Source organism: cf. Phormidesmis sp. LEGE 11477 (genome assembly GCF_015207105.1).
In the GTDB taxonomy this organism is placed as follows: Bacteria; Cyanobacteriota; Cyanobacteriia; order Phormidesmidales; family Phormidesmidaceae; genus Phormidesmis.
Window position 1 is genome coordinate 13779 of sequence record NZ_JADEXO010000019.1, and the last position, 22404, is coordinate 36182.

17 protein-coding genes and 1 pseudogene are annotated in these 22404 nt (G+C 50.5%); 8 read left to right on the forward strand and 10 right to left on the reverse strand.

Translation table 11 applies throughout. The features are described from left to right. Positions 1-9 precede the first annotated feature (9 nt). The 6 genes from IQ256_RS08090 to IQ256_RS08115 all read right to left on the reverse strand — a co-directional run bounded on the left by IQ256_RS08090 (position 10) and on the right by IQ256_RS08115 (position 9042). Positions 10-1476 (reverse strand): ATP-dependent DNA helicase RecQ, encoded by a 1467-nt coding sequence (locus IQ256_RS08090; protein ID WP_193855032.1) that lies wholly within the window; start codon positions 1474-1476, stop codon positions 10-12. Between the two features lie 178 nt (positions 1477-1654). Further along, positions 1655-2413: a hypothetical protein gene (locus IQ256_RS08095; protein WP_193855033.1), complete on the reverse strand. Its 759-nt coding sequence runs from the start codon at positions 2411-2413 to the stop codon at positions 1655-1657. 218 nt (positions 2414-2631) lie between these two features. After that, positions 2632-4161, reverse strand: coding sequence for a YifB family Mg chelatase-like AAA ATPase (locus tag IQ256_RS08100; protein ID WP_193855034.1), 1530 nt, complete (start codon positions 4159-4161; stop codon positions 2632-2634). Positions 4162-4554: 393 nt separating this feature from the next. Then, entirely contained in the window at positions 4555-5961 is a 1407-nt protein-coding gene (locus IQ256_RS08105; protein ID WP_193855035.1) for a DEAD/DEAH box helicase, read from the reverse strand. Between the two features lie 349 nt (positions 5962-6310). Continuing rightward, positions 6311-7813: a D-alanyl-D-alanine carboxypeptidase/D-alanyl-D-alanine-endopeptidase gene (dacB, locus tag IQ256_RS08110; RefSeq protein ID WP_193855036.1), complete on the reverse strand. Its 1503-nt coding sequence runs from the start codon at positions 7811-7813 to the stop codon at positions 6311-6313. A gap of 311 nt (positions 7814-8124) precedes the next feature. Then, on the reverse strand, positions 8125-9042 hold the full coding sequence (locus IQ256_RS08115) for a hypothetical protein (RefSeq protein WP_193855037.1): 918 nt from the start codon (positions 9040-9042) through the stop codon (positions 8125-8127). Between the two features lie 244 nt (positions 9043-9286). Here IQ256_RS08115 and IQ256_RS08120 point away from each other — a divergent pair, with 244 nt between their 5' ends. Beyond that, positions 9287-9898, forward strand: a complete 612-nt coding sequence (locus tag IQ256_RS08120; protein ID WP_193855038.1) for a Uma2 family endonuclease — start codon at positions 9287-9289, stop codon at positions 9896-9898. A 50-nt stretch (positions 9899-9948) separates the two neighbouring features. Here the strand turns inward: IQ256_RS08120 and IQ256_RS08125 are convergent, their stop codons facing one another. After that, a complete protein-coding gene (locus IQ256_RS08125; RefSeq protein ID WP_193855039.1) occupies positions 9949-11175 on the reverse strand; it encodes an ISAzo13 family transposase in 1227 nt (408 codons plus the stop codon). Between the two features lie 306 nt (positions 11176-11481). On the opposite strand from IQ256_RS08125, the gene IQ256_RS08130 reads away from it, so the two are divergent. The 3 genes from IQ256_RS08130 (at position 11482) to IQ256_RS08140 (ending at position 13840) form a co-directional block, all read left to right on the forward strand. After that, complete coding sequence (locus IQ256_RS08130; protein ID WP_193855068.1) at positions 11482-12594, forward strand: S-(hydroxymethyl)glutathione dehydrogenase/class III alcohol dehydrogenase; 1113 nt, start codon at positions 11482-11484, stop codon at positions 12592-12594. 42 nt (positions 12595-12636) lie between these two features. Further along, positions 12637-13491: an S-formylglutathione hydrolase gene (gene fghA, locus IQ256_RS08135; RefSeq protein ID WP_193855040.1), complete on the forward strand. Its 855-nt coding sequence runs from the start codon at positions 12637-12639 to the stop codon at positions 13489-13491. 61 nt (positions 13492-13552) lie between these two features. Continuing rightward, positions 13553-13840, forward strand: a complete 288-nt coding sequence (locus IQ256_RS08140) for a DUF3288 family protein (RefSeq protein ID WP_193855041.1) — start codon at positions 13553-13555, stop codon at positions 13838-13840. A 96-nt stretch (positions 13841-13936) separates the two neighbouring features. On the opposite strand, the gene IQ256_RS08145 is transcribed toward IQ256_RS08140, so the two are convergent. After that, positions 13937-14674 carry a PEP-CTERM sorting domain-containing protein gene (locus IQ256_RS08145; RefSeq protein ID WP_193855042.1) on the reverse strand — a complete coding sequence of 246 codons (738 nt, stop codon included), beginning with the start codon at positions 14672-14674 and terminating at the stop codon, positions 13937-13939. A gap of 671 nt (positions 14675-15345) precedes the next feature. Here IQ256_RS08145 and IQ256_RS08150 point away from each other — a divergent pair. Further along, positions 15346-16956 carry a B12-binding domain-containing radical SAM protein gene (locus tag IQ256_RS08150; protein ID WP_193855043.1) on the forward strand — a complete coding sequence of 537 codons (1611 nt, stop codon included), beginning with the start codon at positions 15346-15348 and terminating at the stop codon, positions 16954-16956. Positions 16957-17024: 68 nt separating this feature from the next. After that, positions 17025-17807 (forward strand): annotated as a pseudogene (locus IQ256_RS08155) (DUF4058 family protein). A 136-nt stretch (positions 17808-17943) separates the two neighbouring features. Here the strand turns inward: IQ256_RS08155 and IQ256_RS08160 are convergent. Continuing rightward, positions 17944-19023, reverse strand: coding sequence for a hypothetical protein (locus IQ256_RS08160; RefSeq protein ID WP_193855044.1), 1080 nt, complete (start codon positions 19021-19023; stop codon positions 17944-17946). A gap of 188 nt (positions 19024-19211) precedes the next feature. Between IQ256_RS08160 and IQ256_RS08165 the strand changes: the two genes are divergently transcribed. Beyond that, entirely contained in the window at positions 19212-19499 is a 288-nt protein-coding gene (locus IQ256_RS08165) for a YiaA/YiaB family inner membrane protein (protein ID WP_193855045.1), read from the forward strand. 138 nt (positions 19500-19637) lie between these two features. Here the strand turns inward: IQ256_RS08165 and IQ256_RS08170 are convergent, their stop codons facing one another. Further along, complete coding sequence (locus IQ256_RS08170; protein WP_193855046.1) at positions 19638-21089, reverse strand: aminopeptidase P family protein; 1452 nt, start codon at positions 21087-21089, stop codon at positions 19638-19640. A 42-nt stretch (positions 21090-21131) separates the two neighbouring features. Here IQ256_RS08170 and glp point away from each other — a divergent pair, with 42 nt between their 5' ends. Continuing rightward, entirely contained in the window at positions 21132-22355 is a 1224-nt protein-coding gene (gene glp, locus IQ256_RS08175) for a gephyrin-like molybdotransferase Glp (RefSeq protein WP_193855047.1), read from the forward strand. Positions 22356-22404 lie beyond the last annotated feature (49 nt).

Sequence of the window (22404 nt, forward strand, 5' to 3'; positions counted from 1 at the left end):
TTCGGTGTGCTAGCCCTTACGACAGCGATCGCACTGCCCACATCGCATAGACTTGGCCTCTTGGGCAAATCCAAATTCTTCTAGCAAAACCTGCCAGCGGCAGCGCTTCGTAAACAGGTAGCGCTGCATGACTGCCGCCGCCGAAATAGCGGGCTCTGTTCGCCTGCGGTGATGCGTCTGGATCTGATAGTTAAACGGATCTTTCCACTGTAGCTGCCCGTCTCGGTGCAGGAGCGCGATCGCCTGATCGCAGTTTTTGAACTGGCTGCGAATATCGTCAATATTGCCCGAGCTGGGTATCTGCTTGACCAGCTGCCGGGCCGATTGCTGCAGCTGCTGAGCCTTTTGCTCAAAGAATTTCCACCGCTGCTTATCTTCTGGTGAGAGGAGCCCAGTCGGCTCGCTGACGAGTGAAAGCGCCACAGCTGGTCGCCCATCACGTCCGCCGCGCCCTACTTCTTGAACATATTCAGAAATCAGGCTAGGCACTTCGTAATGCGCTACAAATCGACAGTCTGGCTTGTTAATGCCCATACCAAATGCCGATGTACAGATGACAAACTGACAGTCTCCTTCGATCCATTCTGATTCTATTTGCCGTCGCCGCGTAGCAGAGAGCCCGCCGTGATAAGCCTTGACCCGGTAGCCTTTTGCTGCAAACCACTTAGCTAAATCTTCAGTTCCACGGCGAGTGCGAGCGTAGATCAACCCTGAGCGTTTCCCCTGACGCTGGACGAACTTAGCTAGCGCCTGCTGGCGGCCCTTTGGCGTCCAGACGACCCGAACGGCAAGGCGAAGATTGCTGCGGTAGGGATTAAGGCGAATGATCTTGGGTTTTTGTAGCTGAAGGACGGTATGTAACGCCTTTTGAGTCGTGGGATCGGCGGTAGCGGTGAAGGCAGCGATCGCGATCTTGCTGCCTTTGGGCCTGTTAGCCAACAGCGCTGAACGGACGGCACCCAGTCGTCGATAGGTAGGACGAAAGCTATCACCCCATTGAGTCAAGCAGTGCGCTTCATCTAGGACTAGCGCATTAATCTTGATCTGAGGCTGATTGAGGATTTCCCAGACTGGGCGACTAAGGAGGGTTTCGGGGGATAGGTAGAGCAGACGCAGGTGATTTTGGGCAAGGCGTTGTAGGGTATGCGATCGCTCTCTCTTGCCCATCTCACTGTGTAACGCCGCTGCGGGTAGCCGCTTCTCTTTTAGCTCCTGCACCTGATTTTCCATCAGTGCCACTAAAGGAGACACCACCAGCGTCACCCCGTCTTGTATCAGTGCCGGCAATTGGAAGCAGATTGACTTCCCAGATCCGGTTGGCATCACCGTGATGATGTCCTGCCCGTTCAAAATGGCTTGGGCAATTTCTCCCTGCGGTGCTCGAAAATCAGAGTAGCCCCAAATGCTTTGGAAAGCTTTGCGTAACCTAGCCAAACCGTCTGGCGGTGTAGGGTTGCTTTTGGCTGCAGTGCTCATTTTCTCGACCCAGCAAAACTTAGCCTATTCTTCCCTAACGGTCGCTCTAGAGGTTTGCTAGTCAATCAAAAATACCGCAGGGGCCAATGGTTGAGCCGCCTGCGGTACTTAAGGTAAACAACCGAACAAGCAAGCAGTCAGATTATGATGCTTAGGCTTGCTGATAGTTTGTTTGTCATTACCGTAAGAGATTGCCGATATTATAGGCAGCGCCGATTGTCACGCCAAAGTCCGTATCATTAAGGACACCTAAATTGGCCTGAGCGTTGACGGTAACCTGGCGACTAACGGGTACATCTACACCAGCCGACAGCAGCAGGTTGATATCAGAGTCGCCATCACCAGAGCTATAAGCTGCGCCCAAACCGCCGTAGGGGATAAACTGGAATCCACCAGCTTCGGGTGCGTACTGCCTAAAGTCATAGGTCACCGGGACAAGCACCGCCAGGTCGTCGCCAATTAAAACGGACGGACGAACGGCGAGTCTGTTAGCGAAAGCGATTTTACTAATGACTGCAAACGAGATGTCGTCTACATAGCCAATATCGCCACCAATGCCGACGAAGCTGGAGTTGGCGGCTGCGCGTCTCGTCCGCCGCCGAGCCTGGGCCAGCTCCAAAGACTCTTCTCCGGGGTAAGTCAGCGCCTCAGCACTTGCTTCGACGGGGGCTTGCTCCACCGCTGGCAGAACGGCTACGGCTTCAGATTGCTCGTCTTCAATAGCCTGAAATTCTTCAACAGCTTGGGTGTCTTCTGCAACTGGGATCTCCTGAACTAGAGCCGCCTCGGTTGGAATGTCTTCAACGGCCTGAATATCTTCAACGAGATCTTGAGCAGTGCTTTGATCTTGAACAGTAGTTTGAGCCTGTGCGGGTAGCTGAGCGGCAGCCACCAATAGCATACCGAGGGCTCCGAAGATGCCTTTTCTGACGAACATGGTAAATAACTCCTCTACGAGCTTCGATTTTTGAAGCTCTAAATATATGTAGCCATAGAATACCCGAATAGGGTAACTACGATATTAGCAATCAGCTTCTGTCAAAAGGATAAACATGTTCAAATATCCGTTACTTGATGCTAGGTAAGACAGAGGGTGAACGAGTATAAAATGATCGACAGCCTAGAGTGTTTAAGAAAACTGGAGCTGTGGACTGCTTACTGCATCCTGTCGATGGTTCTATATTGAATGGCTTCCGCTACGTGGTGCGCTTCTATATCAGGGGCGCTTCCCAAATCGGCGATGGTTCTAGCCACTTTGAGAATGCGATCGGTTGCCCTCGCAGAAAGACCTAGCTTGCGAACGGCCCCTTCTATTAACAGGCGAGTTGTTTCGTCAAACTGGCACCACTGACGAATATGACGACTTTCCATATCTGCATTGCACTGCAACGTTGGTGAGCCTTTGAACCTTATTTGTGCTTGCTTGCGGGCCGCTTCAACGCGAACTCTAACAGTGGCTGAGTCTTCACCTTCGGGCTGACTGGTAACCTCTTCTGGTTTCAGTCGGCCAACAATTACCTGCAGGTCGATTCGATCCATCAAAGGGCCAGAAAGCTTCGCCCAGTACTGTTCTCGGTGGCGAGGGGTGCAGGTACAAGGCTGAACCGTGTCGCCAAAGTAGCCACACGGGCAGGGGTTGGTGCTAGAGACTAGGGTGAATTGGGCTGGAAATTCGACCGATTGGCGAGTTCGAGTGATGGTTACTTTGCCATCTTCGAGCGGCTGACGCAGAAACTCTAGGACGCTACGCTTGAATTCTGTGAGTTCGTCTAGGAAAAGAACGCCGCGATGGGCCAGAGAAATTTCGCCTGGCTTGGGGAAGCTGCCGCCGCCGACTAGAGAAGGCCCGGAAGCGGAGTGATGAGGCGTGCGAAAGGGGCGCTGATTGACTAGATGCCCCTTTTCTTTGAGTAAGCCTGCGACGGAGTGAATCTGTGTGACTTCTAGGGCTTCGGGAAAGGTGAGGGGTGGCAGGATGCCAGGCAGCCGCTGGGCGAGCATGGTTTTACCACTGCCCGGCGGGCCGATAAGAATAGTGTTGTGACCGCCAGCGGCGGCAATTTCTAGGGCGCGGCGGGCCTGAGCTTGGCCTTTGATGTCACATAGATCTAGAACGGGTGTGGGCGATCGCAACAAAGTGTCAGGCTCACCTACTTGCACTGACTGAGTGGCTTCTGGATTGTTGAGAAAATCTACGACTTCGCTGAGGTGCTTGAATCCATAGACTTCCAAATCGGGTACGACGGCGGCTTCATAAGCGTTATCGGCTGGAAGCGCTAGCCCTTTTAGCCCGAGCTGTCTGGCTGCCGCTGCGATCGCAACCACGCCGGCGACTGGTCTTAATGTCCCATCCAAAGACATCTCACCTAGAAAGAGATAGTCGTCTAAGCAGGTGCGTTTAACCGTTTCAGCCGCTGCTAGAATACCAATCGCAATGGGCAGATCGTAAACCGGCCCTTCCTTACGCACATCTGCCGGCGTCAGGTTGATTACTACCTTTCGCATCGGAAATTCAAAGCCTGCGTTTTTAAGTGCTGCTCTAACTCGCTCTCGAGATTCCTGCACTGCAGTGTCAGGCAATCCTACCACGACCACACCTGGTAGTCCGCCAGAAAGATCGACTTCCACCCCAACTTTAAGGGCATCAATACCGATTAATGAAGCACTCCAGACTCTTGCCAGCATAAGTATGTCGATTCCCTGTTCTTGAATGCCTCGGCTCTATCGTGCCCTTGGCGCTTCTAATAGAACACTGAATAGAACATCGCCTTGACCTTATCTATAGATAACTATCTAAGCGCAATTGTTGCACTGGCCAACAATTGTGAGAAATCCAAGTGAAAGAAGAGAAAGGTGAAAAGAGAAAGAAGTAGTTATTCAATCCTCTCTTTTATTTACTCTAAGCGATAGGCTTACAACTGAGCATTGTTTTAAAGCGAGTTATCGACTGCAACAAACATTCTTATTCATAATATAGGACATTGTTTTTCTTTCAATCTGCAATGCGATCAAGCGCGGCCTTTATTCTGTTCAACTGTTCGGCCTTCAGCTCATACTCTCAGATGCTGGCATGCTGCGCTAGCTAGAGGAACGACGACCCTTGAGTACAGGCTTGGATGTTGAAGGACGTGATGCCTTGGGTCGAGAGCCGCGAGCGCGACCGCTTCTTCCTTTTCCCCTACTACTACCATGATTACCGCCCCTTTGATTGTTGCGTCCGTTAGGAATAGGTTCTGGCGGAATAGACGGATCTGGCTCGTATCCCGAGATTACTTCTCTCGGAATCTCTCGCTTCAGCAGCCGTTCGATTCCACGCAGGAGATCTTTTTCATCGACGCAGACTAGTGAAACCGCCTGTCCCTCATTGCCCGCCCGTCCGGTTCTACCGATGCGATGCACGTAGTCTTCAGCGACGTTCGGCAGCTCGAAATTCACCACATGCGGCAGCAGGTCAATGTCTAGTCCACGAGCGGCAATATCTGTTGCAACCAGCACTCGCACATCTCCTGATTTGAAGTCAGCCAGCGCACGAGTACGGGCACCTTGGCTTTTGTTGCCGTGGATAGCGGCGGCGGTGAGACCGTCTTTTTGAAGATGTTTGGTGAGTCTGTTGGCACCGTGTTTGGTTCGAGTGAAAACAAGTACCTGCTGCCAGTTACGCGATCCGATGATGAAAGAGAGCAGTTCACTTTTGCGAACGCGATCGACCGGGTAGACGACCTGGTCAACCGTGTCGGCAGCGGCGTTTTGGCGAGCGACTTCGATGGTTTTAGGCGATCGCAAAAAGCTGTCGGCTAGTTTCTTGATCGGTCTAGAGAACGTCGCAGAAAACAGCAGCGTCTGTCGTTCCTCAGAGATCAGCGCCAAGATCTTGCGAATATCGTGGATAAAGCCCATATCCAGCATGCGATCGGCTTCGTCTAATACCAAGACTTCGACCCGTGAAAGATCAACAGTTTGCTGACCGACGTGATCGAGCAAGCGACCCGGCGTCGCAATCAAAATATCAACGCCTTGGCGCAGCTTAGATATCTGGGGGTTAATCTTGACTCCGCCAAAGACAACGGTAGAGCGAACAGGTAAGTACTTACTGTAGGCGGTGACGTTTTCACCAATCTGGGCGGCGAGTTCTCTAGTAGGTGTGACGATTAGAGCGCGAATGGGCCTGTGATCGCCGCGAGAAATAGACCCCTTATTCTTACGCAAGACTGGCTTAGAAGTCCCATTTTCTAGCTGACCTGGTTTGGACTGGTTTGGACTAACGTTCGATGAGGCTTGGGCAGGTACACCTTCGCATAGCCGCTGCAGCAGCGGCAGCGTGAAACCAGCCGTCTTGCCGGTGCCAGTTTGGGCGCTAGCCATGACATCGTGGCCCGCGATGATCAAAGGAATAGACTGAGTTTGGATCGGCGTTGGTTCTGTATAGCCTTGGTCTGCGATCGCCCGCAAAATTTCGGTTCGCAAACCGAGGGATTCAAAAGACATAGTCAAGTCAATGCAAGTGCCTAGAGGCAGTTGGTAAGGTGCCCTTTTCTCACAGGTAGCACTTACAACCTACGAACCTAGTCTAAGAGCATATCGTCAGCGGTTTGAAACACAATAATCATGCCTCTGGCACGAGCGCAGACTAGGTACGCGGCCAATAGCATCATATACTAGCAGACTTCATCAACTGCATCTATCTTATTGATAACGTCTAATCTATAGCTTTGGTTACTTGGCTAAGGTGCAGTTTTCTGGTTAAAAGCCGCATATGCCAACAGGCCAAGTGATCCACGTTTCTCTCATGCATCGGGGAAACACTATATAGCGGCTAACAATAGCGGCATAGCGGCTAACAGTCGTCTAGGCTAGCTGCATGAGTAATAATCTGGTCGATTAAACTGCGAACATCTCTGGCCCGCGCCTCTGTGTCGTTGACCAAAATGCTGAGCGCTAGCGGCGGATGATTCACTGGGTTGAGATAGCCGCTTAGCGTATAAGTGCCGCTGAGGGTGCCAGTCTTCCCCTGGAATCGACCTTCGGCCAGCGTTCCTTTCATCCGATTGCGTAGGGTACCGCTGCGGCCAGCAACAGCAAGCGAATTGCGATAAGTCGTCGCATTAGCGGTCTTGGCCATCAGCTGAAGGGTATCAACGAATGCTTCGGGCGTGACCTGGTTGCGTCTAGAAAGCCCAGACCCGTCAACGACAGAAATGCTGTTTGGAGCGACGCCTAGACCTGTAAGGATGCTGTCTACGGCGGCTGCGCCAGCAGTGTAGGCATTGCTCGTTTCAGGGTCTATACTGCGGCCTAGGGCTTTGAGCATTGCCTCAGCGTAAATGTTCACGCTGTATAGATTAGTGGGGTCAATGAAGGCCCGCAGCGGTGGAGACTGAATCGCGGTTAGTTCGACGAGGCCGTCAGGGAGGCTAGTCGTGGTGACTTGAGCGGCGGCATTTCCTAATCCGTAGGCACTCAGGCTTTGTTGAAACTGTTCGGCAAAGTAGCTGCCTGGATCAAGCAGGGCGATAGAGGTATTTTCAGAGGCGGTTCCAGCGATTAACTGTCCGCGCACGTTCATCACCTTTTGACCTGGTGTTTGTCCGGCGTCGATAAATTCGCTACCGCCGCCAACAGTACGAGAGTTGTTTTCGATGCGCCAGCCGCGAACAAATTCGGGACGGTCCCAGACGATACTGAGCGGCTGTCCGACACCATTGGGGATGGCAGTAAAGCCTAGCTCGTTGCGGTTTAGTATTAGACTGTTAGCCGCAGCGCCATAGCCAGCGCGGTAGTCTTCTTCGTCCCAGTAGGGATTGGCTACAGGGCCAGCGAAGTAGTTGTCGACGGCGGTAAGGCTGTTGACTTGGCGAACGCCCTGCTGCTTTAGCTGGCTAGAGAGTAAATTGATTTGATAGCTAGTGAAGGTCGGATCGCCACGACCGACTACGTAAAGATCTTGAATAGCCGCATTTAGCTGACCATAAACTGAGGTGCGGATGCTGAAGTCGGGGCCGAGAGCTTGCAGCGCCGCCGCAGTAGTCAGAAGTTTGACATTAGAGGCAGGAACCAGCTTTGCTTGAGCCTGGCGGGCGTAGAGGGTGCGAGTGTCGGGGGTGATATCTTCAATCAAGATGCCGACATTCGCGCCATCTAGCGTGTAGCCGTTGGCGATCGCATCAATTTTCCTCGGCAGGTCGGCTCGGCAAATTCCCGCAAAAGCAGCCTCAGCCTGCGCTAATACGGCCAGAGCCCCGATTAATCTGAGGGCAAGCTGGCTGAACTTGAATTTTCGAGCAGGCGATTTGCCCGGAGCCTGTTGATCTAGCACAGATACCTGATGCAATAGTGTCATGTCTCATGGTTTGAATAGGAATTGTGGTTGGCTGTAGATGATGTATTTACCTTATCTATACTATTTATCGGGTGGTGAATACCCAGTCCAAAAGCCTCAACCGACCACTATTAAACAAAATTACTTGAAGTCTATACAAAGGCAATATCGTAGCTTTATATAATGCTGAAAAGCCCGCCTAGAAAGGTGCGATCGCCCGCCTACTATTTCTCTATCAGGCTTAAAGTTCACAGTCAATCGAGGCTGTCTAGGCTTTGCCGAAACTGACATTGGCACAGCTATTTGGCGCTGCGATCGCTAGGGAAATGAGCTTAAGGATCTCTTCGAACAGCTTTGAAGCTGCTTTCTACCGTGCCGTAGTCTGTCAGTGAAGCGGGTCTTTGCGAGAGTCTACGAACCTCACCCGTTTCTAAATTGATCGTCTCTAAAGCCTCACCTCGCTCTCCATAGCAAGAAACAACAAACTCCGCTGGACGAGAGAATCCCAGGTATTCACTACCTCCATAGCCTTGTTTAGCTTCCTCCTGGCATATTTTTATGTATGAATCCATCTCACCCGTCGCCGTGTCAAAAATAGAAACATAGATGCCGCTCTCTCCGCCTTTGTAGAAGACAGTCGATTGTCCAATCAGGTAGCTAGATCCGCCTGAGAACGATCGGGGCTGAAAGACAACAAACCCGCCTTCATAGTCGTCTTTCTGAGTGAGATCGGCTCTATTAGCTCGCTGAAAGACAACCTGACGATTGGCGGTATCTTGCACCTTTCCAAAGCAGTAGCCTGCTTCTCTTCCTCTTTCGGCCCTCTCTTCACTCACCGTTTTTGTCAGCAAGCCAGTTGCATAGGCTTTAACTTTGCTATTGGGCGCACTGAGGATTTGAGATCGGTAATACCGAATACTTCTAGGATCGCAGTCACTACCGAGGGTAGTGAGCAAATCGTTAGGGCTGGTCTCATAGGCGTTAGGTTCGCTGTCGATAGAGGTGGTCACGAGGCCAACGGTTTCGTCTACGGCTTGTTCATTATCGATAGGCGCAGGCTGGACTTCGATTGACTCTGACGGTATTTTGACTGTGGGTTCGTGGGGCACTTCACCGTCGTCAGTAGTTGTGGATTTGTCGGTAGAGGCGGGCGTTCGAGTATTTTCTTCTGCGGTAGAAGATATGGTTGGTGAGCAGGCTGCCGCAAGTGAGGTTAGACCGAGGATCAAGATCAATCGTTTGTAGTTCATAGTCTGAGGAGAAAACGTGTGACCAAGCGTATTGGTTACCGCTTTTTCTGCGTAGAAATACCTTATTCATCAGTCACAAAAGAGCTAGGTAGCTTTTGCACTTGCATGGATGAGAAACTTTTATTAGGTATATGGGCCTGGGTGCGCTTTGGGTGCGATCGCCTCCAGCTTTGAATACTGTCTCCGAAACTAATAGGCTTGTTAAACTAGACAAATTCGATCTAGATATTACGATTCAAATGCTATGACTCAAGCCGCTGTTAAATCTTTGAGCTTCTCGGAGTTTGTTGAAATTCGGCCAGATGACGGTAGACGATATGAGCTGGTCAATGGCCAGATCTCTGAGATAATGGCGACTAGAGCGCATGATGATGTTGTAGACTTTATCTACGATGCCTTTCGTGATCAAGTTAAAAAGACCCAATCTAACTGGAAGATAACTCGTTTTGGCTCTATTAAGACATTTAGAGATGACGGACTACAGCAGGGCCGAACACCTGATGTAAGCGTGATTGACAGGGAAATTTGGAATGCTGATCTACGAGCTTACGCTGCTTTAGAGGATTCAATTCAGCTAGCGGTAGAAGTTACCCCGACAAACTGGCGTGATGACTATCTCTATAAGTTGGCGGAGTACGAACAGCTAGGTATTGACGAATACTGGATTGTAGACTACCTGGCGCTTGGGGCTGCTCGCTATATTGGCTCGCCTAAAACGCCGACCATTTCGGTTTATCAGCTAGCAGAGAACGAATATTACCTTCAACAATTTCGAGGAGAGGATGTCGTTATTTCTCAAACTTTCCCTGAACTACGTCTTACCGCTCAGTCAATTTTTAGCGCAGTTGGCGGCTAAACTGCTAAGCAGCTATTCAAGAAACTGCTTAGGCCCCGTACGGAAATAAGTTACCTAACTTTTAATTGTTCATGTGGTTGAATTTCATAGTTCCAGTCGCCTTGAAATGAGTTGCGTTTTAGCCTAACGCTTCCGAGTTCTTTATCGGTAACTTTTCGTCCCTTCTGATAGAGGTTGCCATCGAGCCAGCAGTGAACTTCAAGCCCTTGGTGAGTTCTTGTTGAACTCACCAAATTAACAACAACTTGATGGGTTTCGAGTGGAACGCCTCGCCAATTGCGGGTGATATGACAGAACAAACGATGCTCAATCTTATTCCATTTGCTAGTGCCGGGTGGATAGTGACACACCTCTATTTTTATCCCTATTTCGTCTGCTAGCCGTTGCAATTCGAGCTTCCATAATCGACTTCGATGTCCGTTGCTACCACCGCTATCAGCAGTGATGAGCAAACGGTGCGGCTTCGCGTATCGAAGCTGACCTAACTCGTACCACCATCGTCGGATAGATTCAACAGCAAATTCTGCCGTGTCGTGACTAATTCCAATCGATACGATAGCTTCGTTTTTGGCGATGTCATAAACACCATAGGGCACTGCTTTTCCTAATTTTTTGTCTGGGAAGTCATGCGTGTCTACCGCCAGTGGCTCACCTTTTGGGCGGTACTCTCGCCCTGCATTCGCTTTGGTGCCTAGCACTTCTTTCTTCTTGGTATCGACGGAAATGGCAGGCCGCCCGCCGTGACGATATGCCTTGACGCGCCGGGCGATGTGCTCAAACTGTAAGTCGCGGTCGGGGTGGTCTTTGCCCTCTCTGGTCTTGCGATTGCCCTGGAGTGAATACCCTAGTTCTTTGAGCGTTTCGGCCAGCTTCGTGCGACTCAGCGGGTGCCCTTGTTGCTTCATCTGAGCTTGCAAGTTGGTCAAGCTTTTGCAGGTCCGACGCAGTGGCGATTGTGGATCACCTCGTTCACTCGGTTCTATCAAACGCTCAATGGCCTGTCGTAAATTTTGATCGTAGTATTCCAGCTTTTTACGACCACCGCCTTCGCGTCGCTGTCGGGTTGCGGTTAAGGGCTCCGGGTGACGGAGTTCTTTAATCCCGTTTTTGACGGTTCGATCTGATAACCCCGTCGCTGCTGCAACCGCCGTAATACCTCCATATCCAAGCGCCATGGCTTCGGTAGCTGCCCAGCGGCGGCGACCACGCTCATCGAGATCGTTGACCAGAGCCAGATATTTTACTCGAAGACTTTCAACAAGATTTCCTTTCAACATCTTGGCAGCCTCGCAAACTTGTACGAGTGAGTCAACCCGAGTTAGGTAGTTTATTTACGGACGAGTCCTTAGTTTGGAGTATTTGCCAGCTAGCTTTCGAAAATGAGGTTAATTTTTCAATTATACAGGAAGGTAATCGTCTAGAGAGGCTACTTGCTGTTATCGACGGATGCTCTACGTTCCTCGATAAATTCTTCTCTTACCTAGCGGGGCGCTGTGAGAGATCGCTTTGATTTATGTATCAGGAAGAGCCGATTTTAGGACACTTCACCGATAATAATCAGAGCAATTATCCGAGTGTCAGTAATGGATGTAAAGGCAGCGGTGGCATTTGAGGCCAATCAACCTCTAACGATTGAGACGGTACAGCTAGAAGGGCCGAAGGCCGGTGAAGTCTTAGTCGAAATCAAGGCGACTGGCATTTGTCATACCGATGCCTACACGCTATCGGGCAAGGATTCGGAAGGCATTTTCCCATCGATTCTAGGGCACGAGGGCGCTGGCATTGTTCGAGAAGTGGGGCCAGAAGTAAAGAGCCTGAAGCCTGGAGACCACGTCATTCCTTTGTATACGGCAGAGTGTCGGCAGTGTGCTTATTGCCTAAGTCAGAAGACGAACCTGTGTCAGGCGGTGCGGGCGACTCAGGGGAAAGGGCTGATGCCAGATGGAACCAGCCGATTTTCTTTCAAAGGGCAGCCTATCTATCACTACATGGGTACGTCTACATTTGCAAACTATACGGTCGTGCCTGAAATCTCGCTGGCAAAAATTCGCTCTGATGCACCGTTTGATAAGGTTTGCTACATCGGCTGCGGGGTGACGACCGGAATTGGGGCGGTGATATTTACCGCTAAAGTGGAGGCAGGGGCGAATGTGGTGGTGTTTGGCCTAGGTGGCATCGGGCTGAATGTGATTCAAGGCGCGAAGATGGTGGGCGCTGACAAGATCGTAGGCGTGGATCTGAATTCAGAGAAGCGGGCGATCGCAGAGAAATTCGGCATGACCCACTTTGTTAATCCAAAAGAAATCGAAGGCGATTTGGTGGGGCATTTGGTAGAACTGACCGACGGCGGTGCAGATTATTCATTTGAGTGCATCGGCAATGTCAAAGTGATGCGTCAGGCGCTAGAGTGCTGTCATAAAGGATGGGGCGTTTGCACAATTATCGGCGTGGCCGAAGCAGGCGCGGAAATTAGCACTCGTCCTTTCCAGCTAGTGACTGGGCGAGTGTGGCAAGGCAGCGCGTTTGGCGGCGCGAGAGGCCGAACCGATGTCCCCAAAATCGTGGACTGGTACATGGATAGCAAAATCAACATCGACGATCTGATTACTCACACCATGCCTTTAGATCAGATCAACGACGCCTTTGATCTGATGCATCGTGGCGAGTCTATCCGCAGTGTTGTTTTGTACGATTAGAGACTCGCGTAGCTACAGTTACCTTAAGGAAATATTGCGTCTATGAGCTTGTCAGAAAAGTCGCGTGCTCAGAGCTTTGGTGGAACAACCCGCTTCTACACTCATCGCTCAGCGGTATGCGATTGTGATATGAATCTAGCGGTATACGTTCCACCGCAGGCAGAAACAGGTCCCGTGCCAGTGCTGTACTATCTATCTGGATTGACCTGTACAGAGAAAAATTTTATCGAAAAAGCAGGGGCTCAACGGTACGCCGCCGAGTATGGATTGCTTCTAGTCGCGCCTGATACGAGCCCTCGCGGTTTAAATATTCCAGGTGAAGATGACGACTGGGATTTCGGTTCAGGGGCAGGTTTTTATGTGAATGCGACGGTAGATCCTTGGGCAAAGCACTACCAGATGTATGACTATGTGACAAAAGAGCTGCCTGAGCTGATTGCCGAAGAGCTGCCAGTACGCTCGGGGCCAGCCGGGATCTTTGGCCATTCAATGGGAGGACATGGCGCTTTAGTCTGTGGGCTTCGCAACCCCGATCAATATGCTTCGATTTCTGCCTTTGCGCCAATCGCAGCGCCGTCGCAGTGTCCGTGGGGGAAGAAAGCCTTTACTGGATATTTAGGAGAAGATACTGAGCAATGGGCAGCGTATGATGCGACGGAACTTGTGAAGAGAGCAGCAAGAGACAATTTCTCTCCTATCTTGATCGATCAAGGGGAAGCCGATCAGTTTCTAGCTGATGCCCAGCTATTGCCTGAAGCGTTTGAGAATGCCTGTGAGCAGGCGGGTCAGCCGCTAACCCTGCGAAGACAGCCAGGATACGATCACAGCTACTATTTCATTTCGACGTTCATAGGTGATCATATTCGGCATCATGCCGAGATCTTGAACTCTAATTAAGTTAATTAGTGTCTGTTCCTTAAGTGCCTATTTTTTGATGGCTAATTGCAACGAACCAACTATGACAAACAACAAAGACTATCTTCATCCCCAATACAAGAAAGATCGTGAAACGCTCAATAGCATTATGGCAGGCCCAGCGGATACTCTGAATTTAGCCGAGCTAGCCCGATTGCGAGTGCGCTATGACGGGTTTCAGGGCGCGCGCGATATTCAATCCGATCTAGATAAGATGCTGACAAAGCTGGGCTTGAGCGAAGACGACCTATTTGCCAAGACTAGGGCAATACATCAAACGGAGTCTGTGTTTAAACCCACCTGGCTAAAGAAAGGGGAAGACTGGAGCTAATAAGAAAATCCTCAGAGACATCACTTTCTCTGAGGATAATATCTAAATGCAGCAGACGGTCTAGACTTTATTTGAACACAACTTACAGGCGGCTAATTAGCCGATGCGCTTACGCAACTTAGTAGCAGCAACCGCGCCAAACAGACCTAGTGCAGCTACGCTACCTGGCTCAGGCACCTTTGTTGTATCAAGATCTTTGGCGTCATAGTAGCCAGTTTTACCGCCTTTGAGCGTTCCGAAACTCAGTAGTTTGCCATTGCTGTCGTAGTCAGCATCGAGTCCGGCAACGCTGTGGAACCAGATACCGATTTCTTTACCGAAGGTAACACCCTCCCAATTGCTCCAGTCTGAGTTGGGATCGGAATAGCTGTTGATATTAGTCGCGTCTAGATCGAAGCTGAAGGTAACTTCATCAGCGACACTGTCATCAACATCTAGATCGACGGAGCCTAGGTATGTGCCACCTTTGTAGCTGTTGGCATTGTTGTTACCGTCATAGTTGTAGATAGAAACCTTTTCCTCGAGACTATCTAAGTACATGATGGCATACTCGTTTAGGTGGTTCTTGGGGTTGGGTCCGTCGCTTAGAACTAACCAGGCACCATCAGCTAGCTTACCTTTGTTATTGCGAGCAAAAGTAGAAGACCAGTTTAGGATGTTTGTCTGGTCGTCGAAGATAGCTTTGATGTCGGTGTATTTACCAGCTTTGTTGTTAGGGGTGACAGGTTGAGAGACAGAGGCACTGTCTTCGTAGATGAAAGTAGCGGCTTTGGCGGGGGCGATCGCACAAAGAACGGAAAGAGCAGTGAGTGCAAGGGTCGCTTTAATACGCATAGAGATGAATCCTTTTGTTGTAATCGTGTATCGGTTTATACGTAGAGTATGGCTTTTGATTGTTGCGATTGGGTGAACGTCTTGTAAAGCTGTTCGCGTTTATCGCTAAATGTATCTAATGCTTGTATGTGCGGATAATAAAGCGATTGTCCCTGGAATAGACAATTCTTGAAGTTGAAATAAAGTTGTTGTAAGACGAAAATCTGTATTGTTGATTATAGCTTTGCTATGGGCTCTAATCAAGCTCTGTTGGTGATTAATAGATAATAGAATCAAGCTAAGTGTTTTCACTTAAACAAACTTTGTTGTTGAGTAGATTGAATGGAAACGTTTGGTGGTGATACTGATGAAAATTGTTAGTTGGATATGTACGAACGTGCTTTGGGATGAGAAAATGTTCGGTTATAAGAGTGAGTAGAGACAATACGCTTGGCTATGTGACCGAGCTGTGATACTGGGATGGGCTTGGTTGTGCTACCGACTATGCGTTAGAGTGACAGCGCGGATGTTTAATTTATGTAACCTACTAGCTCTATTGAGTCGCTTGATTGAGCGACTCAATCAAGTTGCTTAGTCGAATCGCGTTGCTTAATTGATGCCTAATTAACCAAACCAGGCTCTGGCCATAGGCGATCAGCGTCCCTCCCGGTCCTTATATATGGGTATCTCTCATGAGAGCTTTGCTGATTTATCCCCTATTTCCTAAGAGCTTTTGGTCGTTTGATAAAGCGATCGCACTAGCAGGGCGAAAGGCAATTCTACCGCCGCTAGGACTAGTAACAGTTGCAGGTATTTTGCCGGAGGAGTGGGAACTGCGGCTAGTCGATCGCAATGTCGAAGCGCTCACAGAAAACGACTGGGACTGGGCTGAGCTGGTCATCTTTTCGGGCATGATTGTGCAAAAGCCAGATATGCTCGCTCAGATCAAAGAAGCTAAGCGCCGAGGCAAGCAGGTCGCGGTAGGCGGCCCCTATGCAACGGCCCTATCTCATGAGGTGATAGCAGCGGGCGCTGATTTTCGGGTGTTAGATGAGGGCGAGATTACGCTGCCGATGCTGGTAGAAGCGATTGAGAAAGGTGAGACAGAAGGCACATTTCGGGCGCTAGAGCGGCCTGATGTCAGCACGAGTCCGGTGCCGCGCTTTGATTTATTAAAGCTAGATGCCTATTCAGAGATGGCGATTCAGTTTTCGCGCGGCTGTCCGTTTCAGTGCGAGTTTTGCGACATTATTGTGCTGTATGGTCGCAAGCCTCGGACCAAAAGCCCCGAGCAGCTAATCGCCGAACTAGAGCTGTTGTACGACTTGGGCTGGCGGCGCAGCATCTTTATGGTGGATGACAACTTCATTGGCAATAAGCGCAACGTCAAGCTGATGCTAAAGGCGCTAGTCCCCTGGATGCAGGAAAAAGGCTATCCGTTTACCTTCTCGACTGAGGCGTCGGTAGATTTGGCCCAAGATCAAGAGCTGATGGATCTGATGACGGCCTGTAATTTTGGCGCGGTGTTCCTAGGGGTAGAGACGCCGGATGAAGCCAGTTTGGCGCTCACTCAAAAGTTTCAGAACAACCGCGATCCGTTGAGCGAGTCGATTCACAAGATTGCTAGCAGCGGTATTCGAGTGATGGCAGGCTTTATCATTGGCTTTGATGGTGAAAAGAAAGGGGCAGGCGATCGCATTGTCCAGTTCGTCGAAAAATGCTCAGTCCCTACCGCGCTCTTTAGTATGCTTCAGGCCTTGCCAGACACTGCGCTCTGGATTCGTCTAGAAAAAGAAGGCAGACTGCTCGCAGGCAAAGAAACCGCGAACATTCACCAGACCACGCTGATGAACTTTGTGCCGACTCGTCCGGTAGAAGAAGTCGCGCAGGAATATGTAGACGCTTTCTGGAACCTGTACGATCCACAAAAGTACCTAGACCGCTGCTACCGCCACTACCGCATTTTGGGTGAAGCTCCCTGCCACAACGAAAACAAACGTCCGCCAAAGCCCAAATCTGCCAAAGAGCCATTTAACTGGCATCTGCTAAAGGCGTTGGCAATTGTTTGTTGGAAGCAGGGCGTGGAGAGAAAGACTCGCTCTACTTTTTGGATTTATCTATGGGAGATGTTCAAGCACAATCGGGGTGGGATGGCTAGCTATCTAACAGTCTGCGCCCAAATTGAGCACTTTCTAGAATATCGCCAGATTGTGAAAGATCAAATCGAGGCTCAGATCGAAGATGTGATTGCCACGAGAGAAACTGAGGATGAGGTGGCTGTGATCGCGGCGACGGCGGCATAGAGAGTCTCACCTCAAGCTCTAGCGATACAATAGATGCAAACTTGCAATCTTAATAGAGGCACTGAGCCATGCCTTATCGATTTCCTGGAATGAATCCCTACCTTGAACACCCAGAGATATGGCCTGGCGTTCACCTGCTGTTGATTGCGGCTCTAGCCGAGTCATTATCGCCTCAGCTACGCCCCGAATATTCGGTTTCGGTTTAGGTCAGAATGTACGAGACGATAGGAGAACAGTCTCTATTAGTCAGTATCCCTGATGTTGCCATCCAGAGGGCTACTAGAAACCCATCAGAGAAGAGCAATGTTGCAATAGCTGAGATGCGCTCACAGCCGCTTCCAGTCTTTGTCCCTATGCCGACTACAGTTCGCCAAGGTTTCTTAGAAGTCCGTGAGGTATCTACCAAAGAGGTTGTAACTGCTATTGAACTACTTTCTCCAATTAACAAACGCGCTGGAAAAGGAAGAGCCTCTTACGAAACGAAGCGTCAGCGCCTTCTAGGTAGCAAAACTCACTTAGTAGAGATCGATCTACTGCGAGCTTACAAGCCGATGTCGATGTTTGGCGATCGCATACAAAGCAACTATAGAATTTTGGTCAGCCGAGCTGAAACAAGACCCCAAGCAGAGCTATATGCTTTTGACCTAAGGGACAACATACCCACTTTCTCTTTGCCTCTACGACAGGGAAGTTCAGAGCCTACGGTAAACCTACATCAGGCACTGCAAAACATCTATGACCGCTCCGGTTATGACTTGAAGCTCGACTACCTACAAGCGCCTGTCCCTGCTTTAGATAACAGTAATTCCGCTTGGTTAGACCAGCTCTTAAAGGCAAATGACCTTCGGTAATTTTGTTCTTGCTAGTTTTCTGCAAGCATACCCTCTAGGTTGTCCACGAGACAAGCAGATTCAAGAGTGATGAACCAGATCTAATGACTGATGCCAAGAGAGCTAGCGATAACCGTTTAGTCTCAGCATAAATCCTCTATGAAATATGGTTAGATAGGTCTAACGCTAGATACCGATCTAGCGCCTGATACATCCAATAGATCTGAGTATCGCGATGAGCTTGCGACCCAATTTTTTGGAAGCCTACAGCGGTAGCCATCGCTTCGTAACTAGGATGAATGATTAGAGTATAGAGATCGCAGAGGTTAGGAAAATCCTGTTGCATTTTCTTTAGCGTTCTCTGGGCATCTTGTAGAAAGGGGGTTCGATATTGTTCTAAATAAACCGGATCGATCATCCAGCTGCGGATAAAGACAGCCATACAGTCTAGATCGCCAGGAGCTGCTAGCGTGAAGGGATCAACGTCGTTGAGGCTAGCTAGGTGCAGTCCTTTGGTAGGGGAGCTAGAGAAAGTGATTTCTGAATCAGCGGTGGTGGGATAGAGCAGATAAAAGCCGACGGGATTGAGGTTGTCGGTGCGGCGCAGAACGCGCATGCCTATTGGGTATTGCTGAGCCCACTGACGCAAAAGGCGGGTGATCCGGTGGGGAACAATATCTAGGCTCTGGTTCATCCAGCCGTAGTTGATGGCGAGTAGATTGGCAACGGGAACGGCGTCACAGCGGGGATTGAAGTCGTCGGTGATGAGTGGGCTTCGGCTCCGCTCAGCCCTCGGGTGGTTAGGAGAGCTGTGTTCTGAGTAGAGATCGGTGGAATTTAGAGAAATGGTGATGCGAGTGGTGTTGCCATCAAAGTGCTTTTGCAAAAGGCCGAGGGCAGCGAGTTTATCTAGCATCATGCCTGCAGCGCGATCGCTGCCTTTATCTTTATCGCCATAGAACAGCCAAGCAGCTTCGCTGTGACTACATTTGATAGAGTCGGTGATAGGCGTTAGCGCTTCTAGCGCAAAGGGCCGAGAAATATCTTCAGGTTGCTGCCTAGAAGCTGGCTGTTTATAGCGTTGCTTCGCAACCAGATACACCCAAAGTCGAACAAAGTACTCCGCTCTAGTCCGGGTCAGACCGACTCGCTGCGAAATCTGTTCGATCAGCGGACGCTGTTGCTCTACAGGAAACCAAAAGTCAATCTGCTCTGGGTTGAGCTGTTCTATGTTCATCGCTATGTTTATCGCTGGGAGGAAGAAACTTCGCACTACTTCAGGCTGCTTCCTTCATGTACTCATATCTTTTGCTGATAGCTTGACTGTCTGTGCCACTTGTGGGGATTGGTGGCTGCTCATTGCGGGCTCATCGGCCCCATCACCAAACTGATACACGTAAGTTGATTTTTGGGAGAATGATTGCCGTGGATAACAAGAAGATCTCGACTGGTACGCATACTAGCGCTTGGGTCGCGCAGACTTACGTTTCTTTTCTAGTTTCGATCTCAGCGACGTTGATTGGCGTTTTCTATATGCCTGGTAATGCTTGGCTAAAAGGATACATGGGAATGGGCGTACTGTTTTCGGTGGCTTCTACTGCTAGCCTATCGAAGACGATTCGAGATGTTGAAGAATCAAAAACGATGATGAGTCGAATTGACGAGGCAAAGCTGGAAAGGCTTCTAGCGGAGTACGACCCGTTCAAAGGGTAGAAATGCACTCTCCCCTTTGAACTATCTATACCAATATGGACGATACCGATATCAATTTGGAGCTGTAAGCAGGCAGGAAATCTAGTTCGATTGGAACTAGGGTTCTTGAACTAGGGCTTTTGAACTGAGGCTTTTGCGCTAGAGCTTTTGAACTAGGGTTTCGATGTCCTGTGCTGACGTGGGCAGATCTTGGCTCAAGACTTCGTTGCCTGTAGACGTAATCAAGACATCGTCCTCTATGCGGATACCGCGAACGTCTTTGAACTGTTCTAGTTTCTCCCAATTGACTATGTTGGCATAGCGATCGCGATTCTTTTTGTCATTCAAAATAGCGGGCACCTGATAAAACCCTGGTTCAATAGTCACGGCCATTCCTGCTTCTAGCGGTCGATCTAGCCGTAGAAAGGCCAGCCCGAAGCGGTCGCTTCTCCCTCTTCTCTCTGCATAGCCGGATAAATCGCCTAAATCTTCCATATCGTGGACATCTAGCCCCATCAGATGTCCCACCCCATGCGGGAAAAACAAAGCATGGGCATCTTGATCAACCAAATCGGCTGGATTGCCTTGAAGAATGCCTAGCTCGACTAGACCCGCTGCGATAGTGTGGCAAGCGCTCAGGTGAACTTGTTTATACTCCGTGCCTGCCGTTGCTTTTTCTATGCAGAGATCGTGGGCAGCGAGCACGACATCGTAAAGATCTTTTTGAGTTGAGGAAAATTTGCCGCTAACTGGCCAGGTACGAGTAATGTCAGAGGCCCAGCCGTCCATTGTCTCTGCGCCCACATCCGCCAGCAGCAGATCGCCTGGCGCTAAAGCATTGTGATAGTGGTTGTTGTGTAGGACTTCTCCGGCGATGGTGACGATACTGCCATAGGCGCAGCTCATATTCTCGCCAATGATGACCGATTCCATGGCGGCGCGGACGTGGGCTTCGGTTTTGGCGGTGGGAGTAGCGGCCATCCCAGCTTTATGGGCGCGGATCGTGACTGCAAGGGCTTTGCGGATAGCGGCGATCGCACCTCGATCTTGAATCATCCGCAGTCTGACAATCGCTTTTTCTAACCTCTTCTCGCCCAAGGGCCGCTGCCTCTGCAAAACGATACCTCTTTGCAAAAGCGTTTGCTCCATAGCTTTGACCGTTTCATCGCGATCGCCCAGTGTGGCCGCGCCTCTAGCAATGTTGGCTAGCTCGCTGAGTGGATAGGCTTGTGCTGCGCCGATTTGCTGGGCGATGTCGTCGCGATTAGGCGTAGGCCCATGCCAAAGCGCGTCATCGGGTGTGCTGTTGTCGATAAACAAAATGAGCTGGTCGCCGCCTAGCAAGATAGCCGCGTTTTGCAATGGAAGGCCCGCGAAATAGAGGAAATGGCTGCTGGCGCGAAAAGGATAGATATTCGCTGCGAAGTTACGCGGCTTCGGCGTGCCTGACCACAGCAAAACTGGAAAGTCGATTAGCTGGGCAAGGCGGTGGCGGCGCGATCGCAATACTTCCGACAGTGAAGGCGTATTGAAGTCATCTGCCGATTGATTAGGTAATTGATCAGGTGATTGATCGGGCACTAGAGAGGGGCGGTTTGGCGCGGGTTGCATGGGGTATGATACTTTGCTTGTGGTGGATATCTTCTTCTTTATATGTTGCCAGCGGCTGAGGCGGAACGGCTAATCTTTACGTTGGTTTCACCGATTGAGGCGGTAGAGACCCTGACGCTAACGACGCCAGCAGAGGCGGCTGCCAGCTTAGGGCGAGTATTAGCTCAGTCCGTGACTAGCGACCTAGACTTTCCTCACTGGGATAATTCGGCCATGGATGGCTATGCGGTGCGCGCAGAAGATGTTCGCTCTGTGCCAGCGCAGCTGAGTGTGGTTGAAGAAATTCCGGCGGGGCGATCGCCGCAAAAGACAATAGAAAAAGGACAGGCGGCCAGAATTTTGACTGGGGCAATGCTGCCAAAGGGTGCCGATACCGTCATTATGCAAGAAGAGACTGAGCGCGACGGCGACCAGGTGACGATCTTGACGGTGGCGAAACCGGGCGCTTTTGTCCGCCCCCAGGGAAGTTTTACGCCAGCAGGGGCACAGATTTTGGATCAGGGAGCGGCGATCGCACCGCCAGAAGTGGCCCTGCTCGCGGCGGCCCAGCAGACTAAGCTAAGCGTTTATCGCCGACCCCGAATAGCAATTCTTTCAACCGGCAGTGAGCTAGCCAAAATCGACCAGCCTTTGCCGCCGGGGCAAATTGTCGACTCCAATCAATATGCGTTGGCGGCGCTAGTCGCAAAGACAGGCGCAGTGCCCCTACCCATGGGAATTGTGCAAGATGACCCGGCCAGTGTGAAAGCTGCGATCGCCGCTGCTCTTTCTCAAGCGGACATGGTGCTTTCGACGGGTGGCGTATCGGTTGGGGCTTATGACTATGTCGATCGGGTTTTAGCAGAACTCGGTGCCACCCTACATATTCGCTCAGTGGCGGTGAAGCCGGGTAAGCCGCTGACGGTCGCGACGGTAGGCACTCAACTTTACTTCGGTTTGCCGGGCAATCCAGCATCGGCGATGGTAGGGTTCTGGCGGTTTGTCGAGCCAGCGATCGCCAAGCTCTCGGGTAGAAAAGGGCCGTGGGCACCAGAGTTTGTCATGGCTAAGGCAGCGACCGAACTGACAGCAGGCGGTAGGCGCGAGACGTACCTATGGGGACAGCTCAGTACGGATGAATTTGGCTATTGCTTTGACCGAGCCGCAGGTGGCCATAGCTCAGGAAATATGGTGAATCTGGTGAACACGAGCGGACTAGGCATAGTGCCGCAGGGGCAGACAAAAATAGAAGCAGGTGCGCCCGTGAGAGTACTGAAAATTCGATGATGCGCGGTCGATATCCAATCAATTGTTACAATCAATTGATGTTGTTCGT

What these genes read in the sequence shown, in the direction of transcription:
- IQ256_RS08090 (WP_193855032.1), bottom strand. Translation starts at nt 1,476, where the DNA reads ATGAGCACTGCAGCCAAAAGCAACCCTACACCGCCAGACGGTTTGGCT.
- IQ256_RS08095 (WP_193855033.1), bottom strand. Translation starts at nt 2,413, where the DNA reads ATGTTCGTCAGAAAAGGCATCTTCGGAGCCCTCGGTATGCTATTGGTG.
- IQ256_RS08100 (WP_193855034.1), bottom strand. Translation starts at nt 4,161, where the DNA reads ATGCTGGCAAGAGTCTGGAGTGCTTCATTAATCGGTATTGATGCCCTT.
- IQ256_RS08105 (WP_193855035.1), bottom strand. Translation starts at nt 5,961, where the DNA reads ATGTCTTTTGAATCCCTCGGTTTGCGAACCGAAATTTTGCGGGCGATC.
- dacB (WP_193855036.1), bottom strand. Translation starts at nt 7,813, where the DNA reads ATGACACTATTGCATCAGGTATCTGTGCTAGATCAACAGGCTCCGGGC.
- IQ256_RS08115 (WP_193855037.1), bottom strand. Translation starts at nt 9,042, where the DNA reads ATGAACTACAAACGATTGATCTTGATCCTCGGTCTAACCTCACTTGCG.
- IQ256_RS08120 (WP_193855038.1), top strand. Translation starts at nt 9,287, where the DNA reads ATGACTCAAGCCGCTGTTAAATCTTTGAGCTTCTCGGAGTTTGTTGAA.
- IQ256_RS08125 (WP_193855039.1), bottom strand. Translation starts at nt 11,175, where the DNA reads ATGTTGAAAGGAAATCTTGTTGAAAGTCTTCGAGTAAAATATCTGGCT.
- IQ256_RS08130 (WP_193855068.1), top strand. Translation starts at nt 11,482, where the DNA reads ATGGATGTAAAGGCAGCGGTGGCATTTGAGGCCAATCAACCTCTAACG.
- fghA (WP_193855040.1), top strand. Translation starts at nt 12,637, where the DNA reads ATGAGCTTGTCAGAAAAGTCGCGTGCTCAGAGCTTTGGTGGAACAACC.
- IQ256_RS08140 (WP_193855041.1), top strand. Translation starts at nt 13,553, where the DNA reads ATGACAAACAACAAAGACTATCTTCATCCCCAATACAAGAAAGATCGT.
- IQ256_RS08145 (WP_193855042.1), bottom strand. Translation starts at nt 14,674, where the DNA reads ATGCGTATTAAAGCGACCCTTGCACTCACTGCTCTTTCCGTTCTTTGT.
- IQ256_RS08150 (WP_193855043.1), top strand. Translation starts at nt 15,346, where the DNA reads ATGAGAGCTTTGCTGATTTATCCCCTATTTCCTAAGAGCTTTTGGTCG.
- IQ256_RS08160 (WP_193855044.1), bottom strand. Translation starts at nt 19,023, where the DNA reads ATGAACATAGAACAGCTCAACCCAGAGCAGATTGACTTTTGGTTTCCT.
- IQ256_RS08170 (WP_193855046.1), bottom strand. Translation starts at nt 21,089, where the DNA reads ATGCAACCCGCGCCAAACCGCCCCTCTCTAGTGCCCGATCAATCACCT.
- glp (WP_193855047.1), top strand. Translation starts at nt 21,132, where the DNA reads ATGTTGCCAGCGGCTGAGGCGGAACGGCTAATCTTTACGTTGGTTTCA.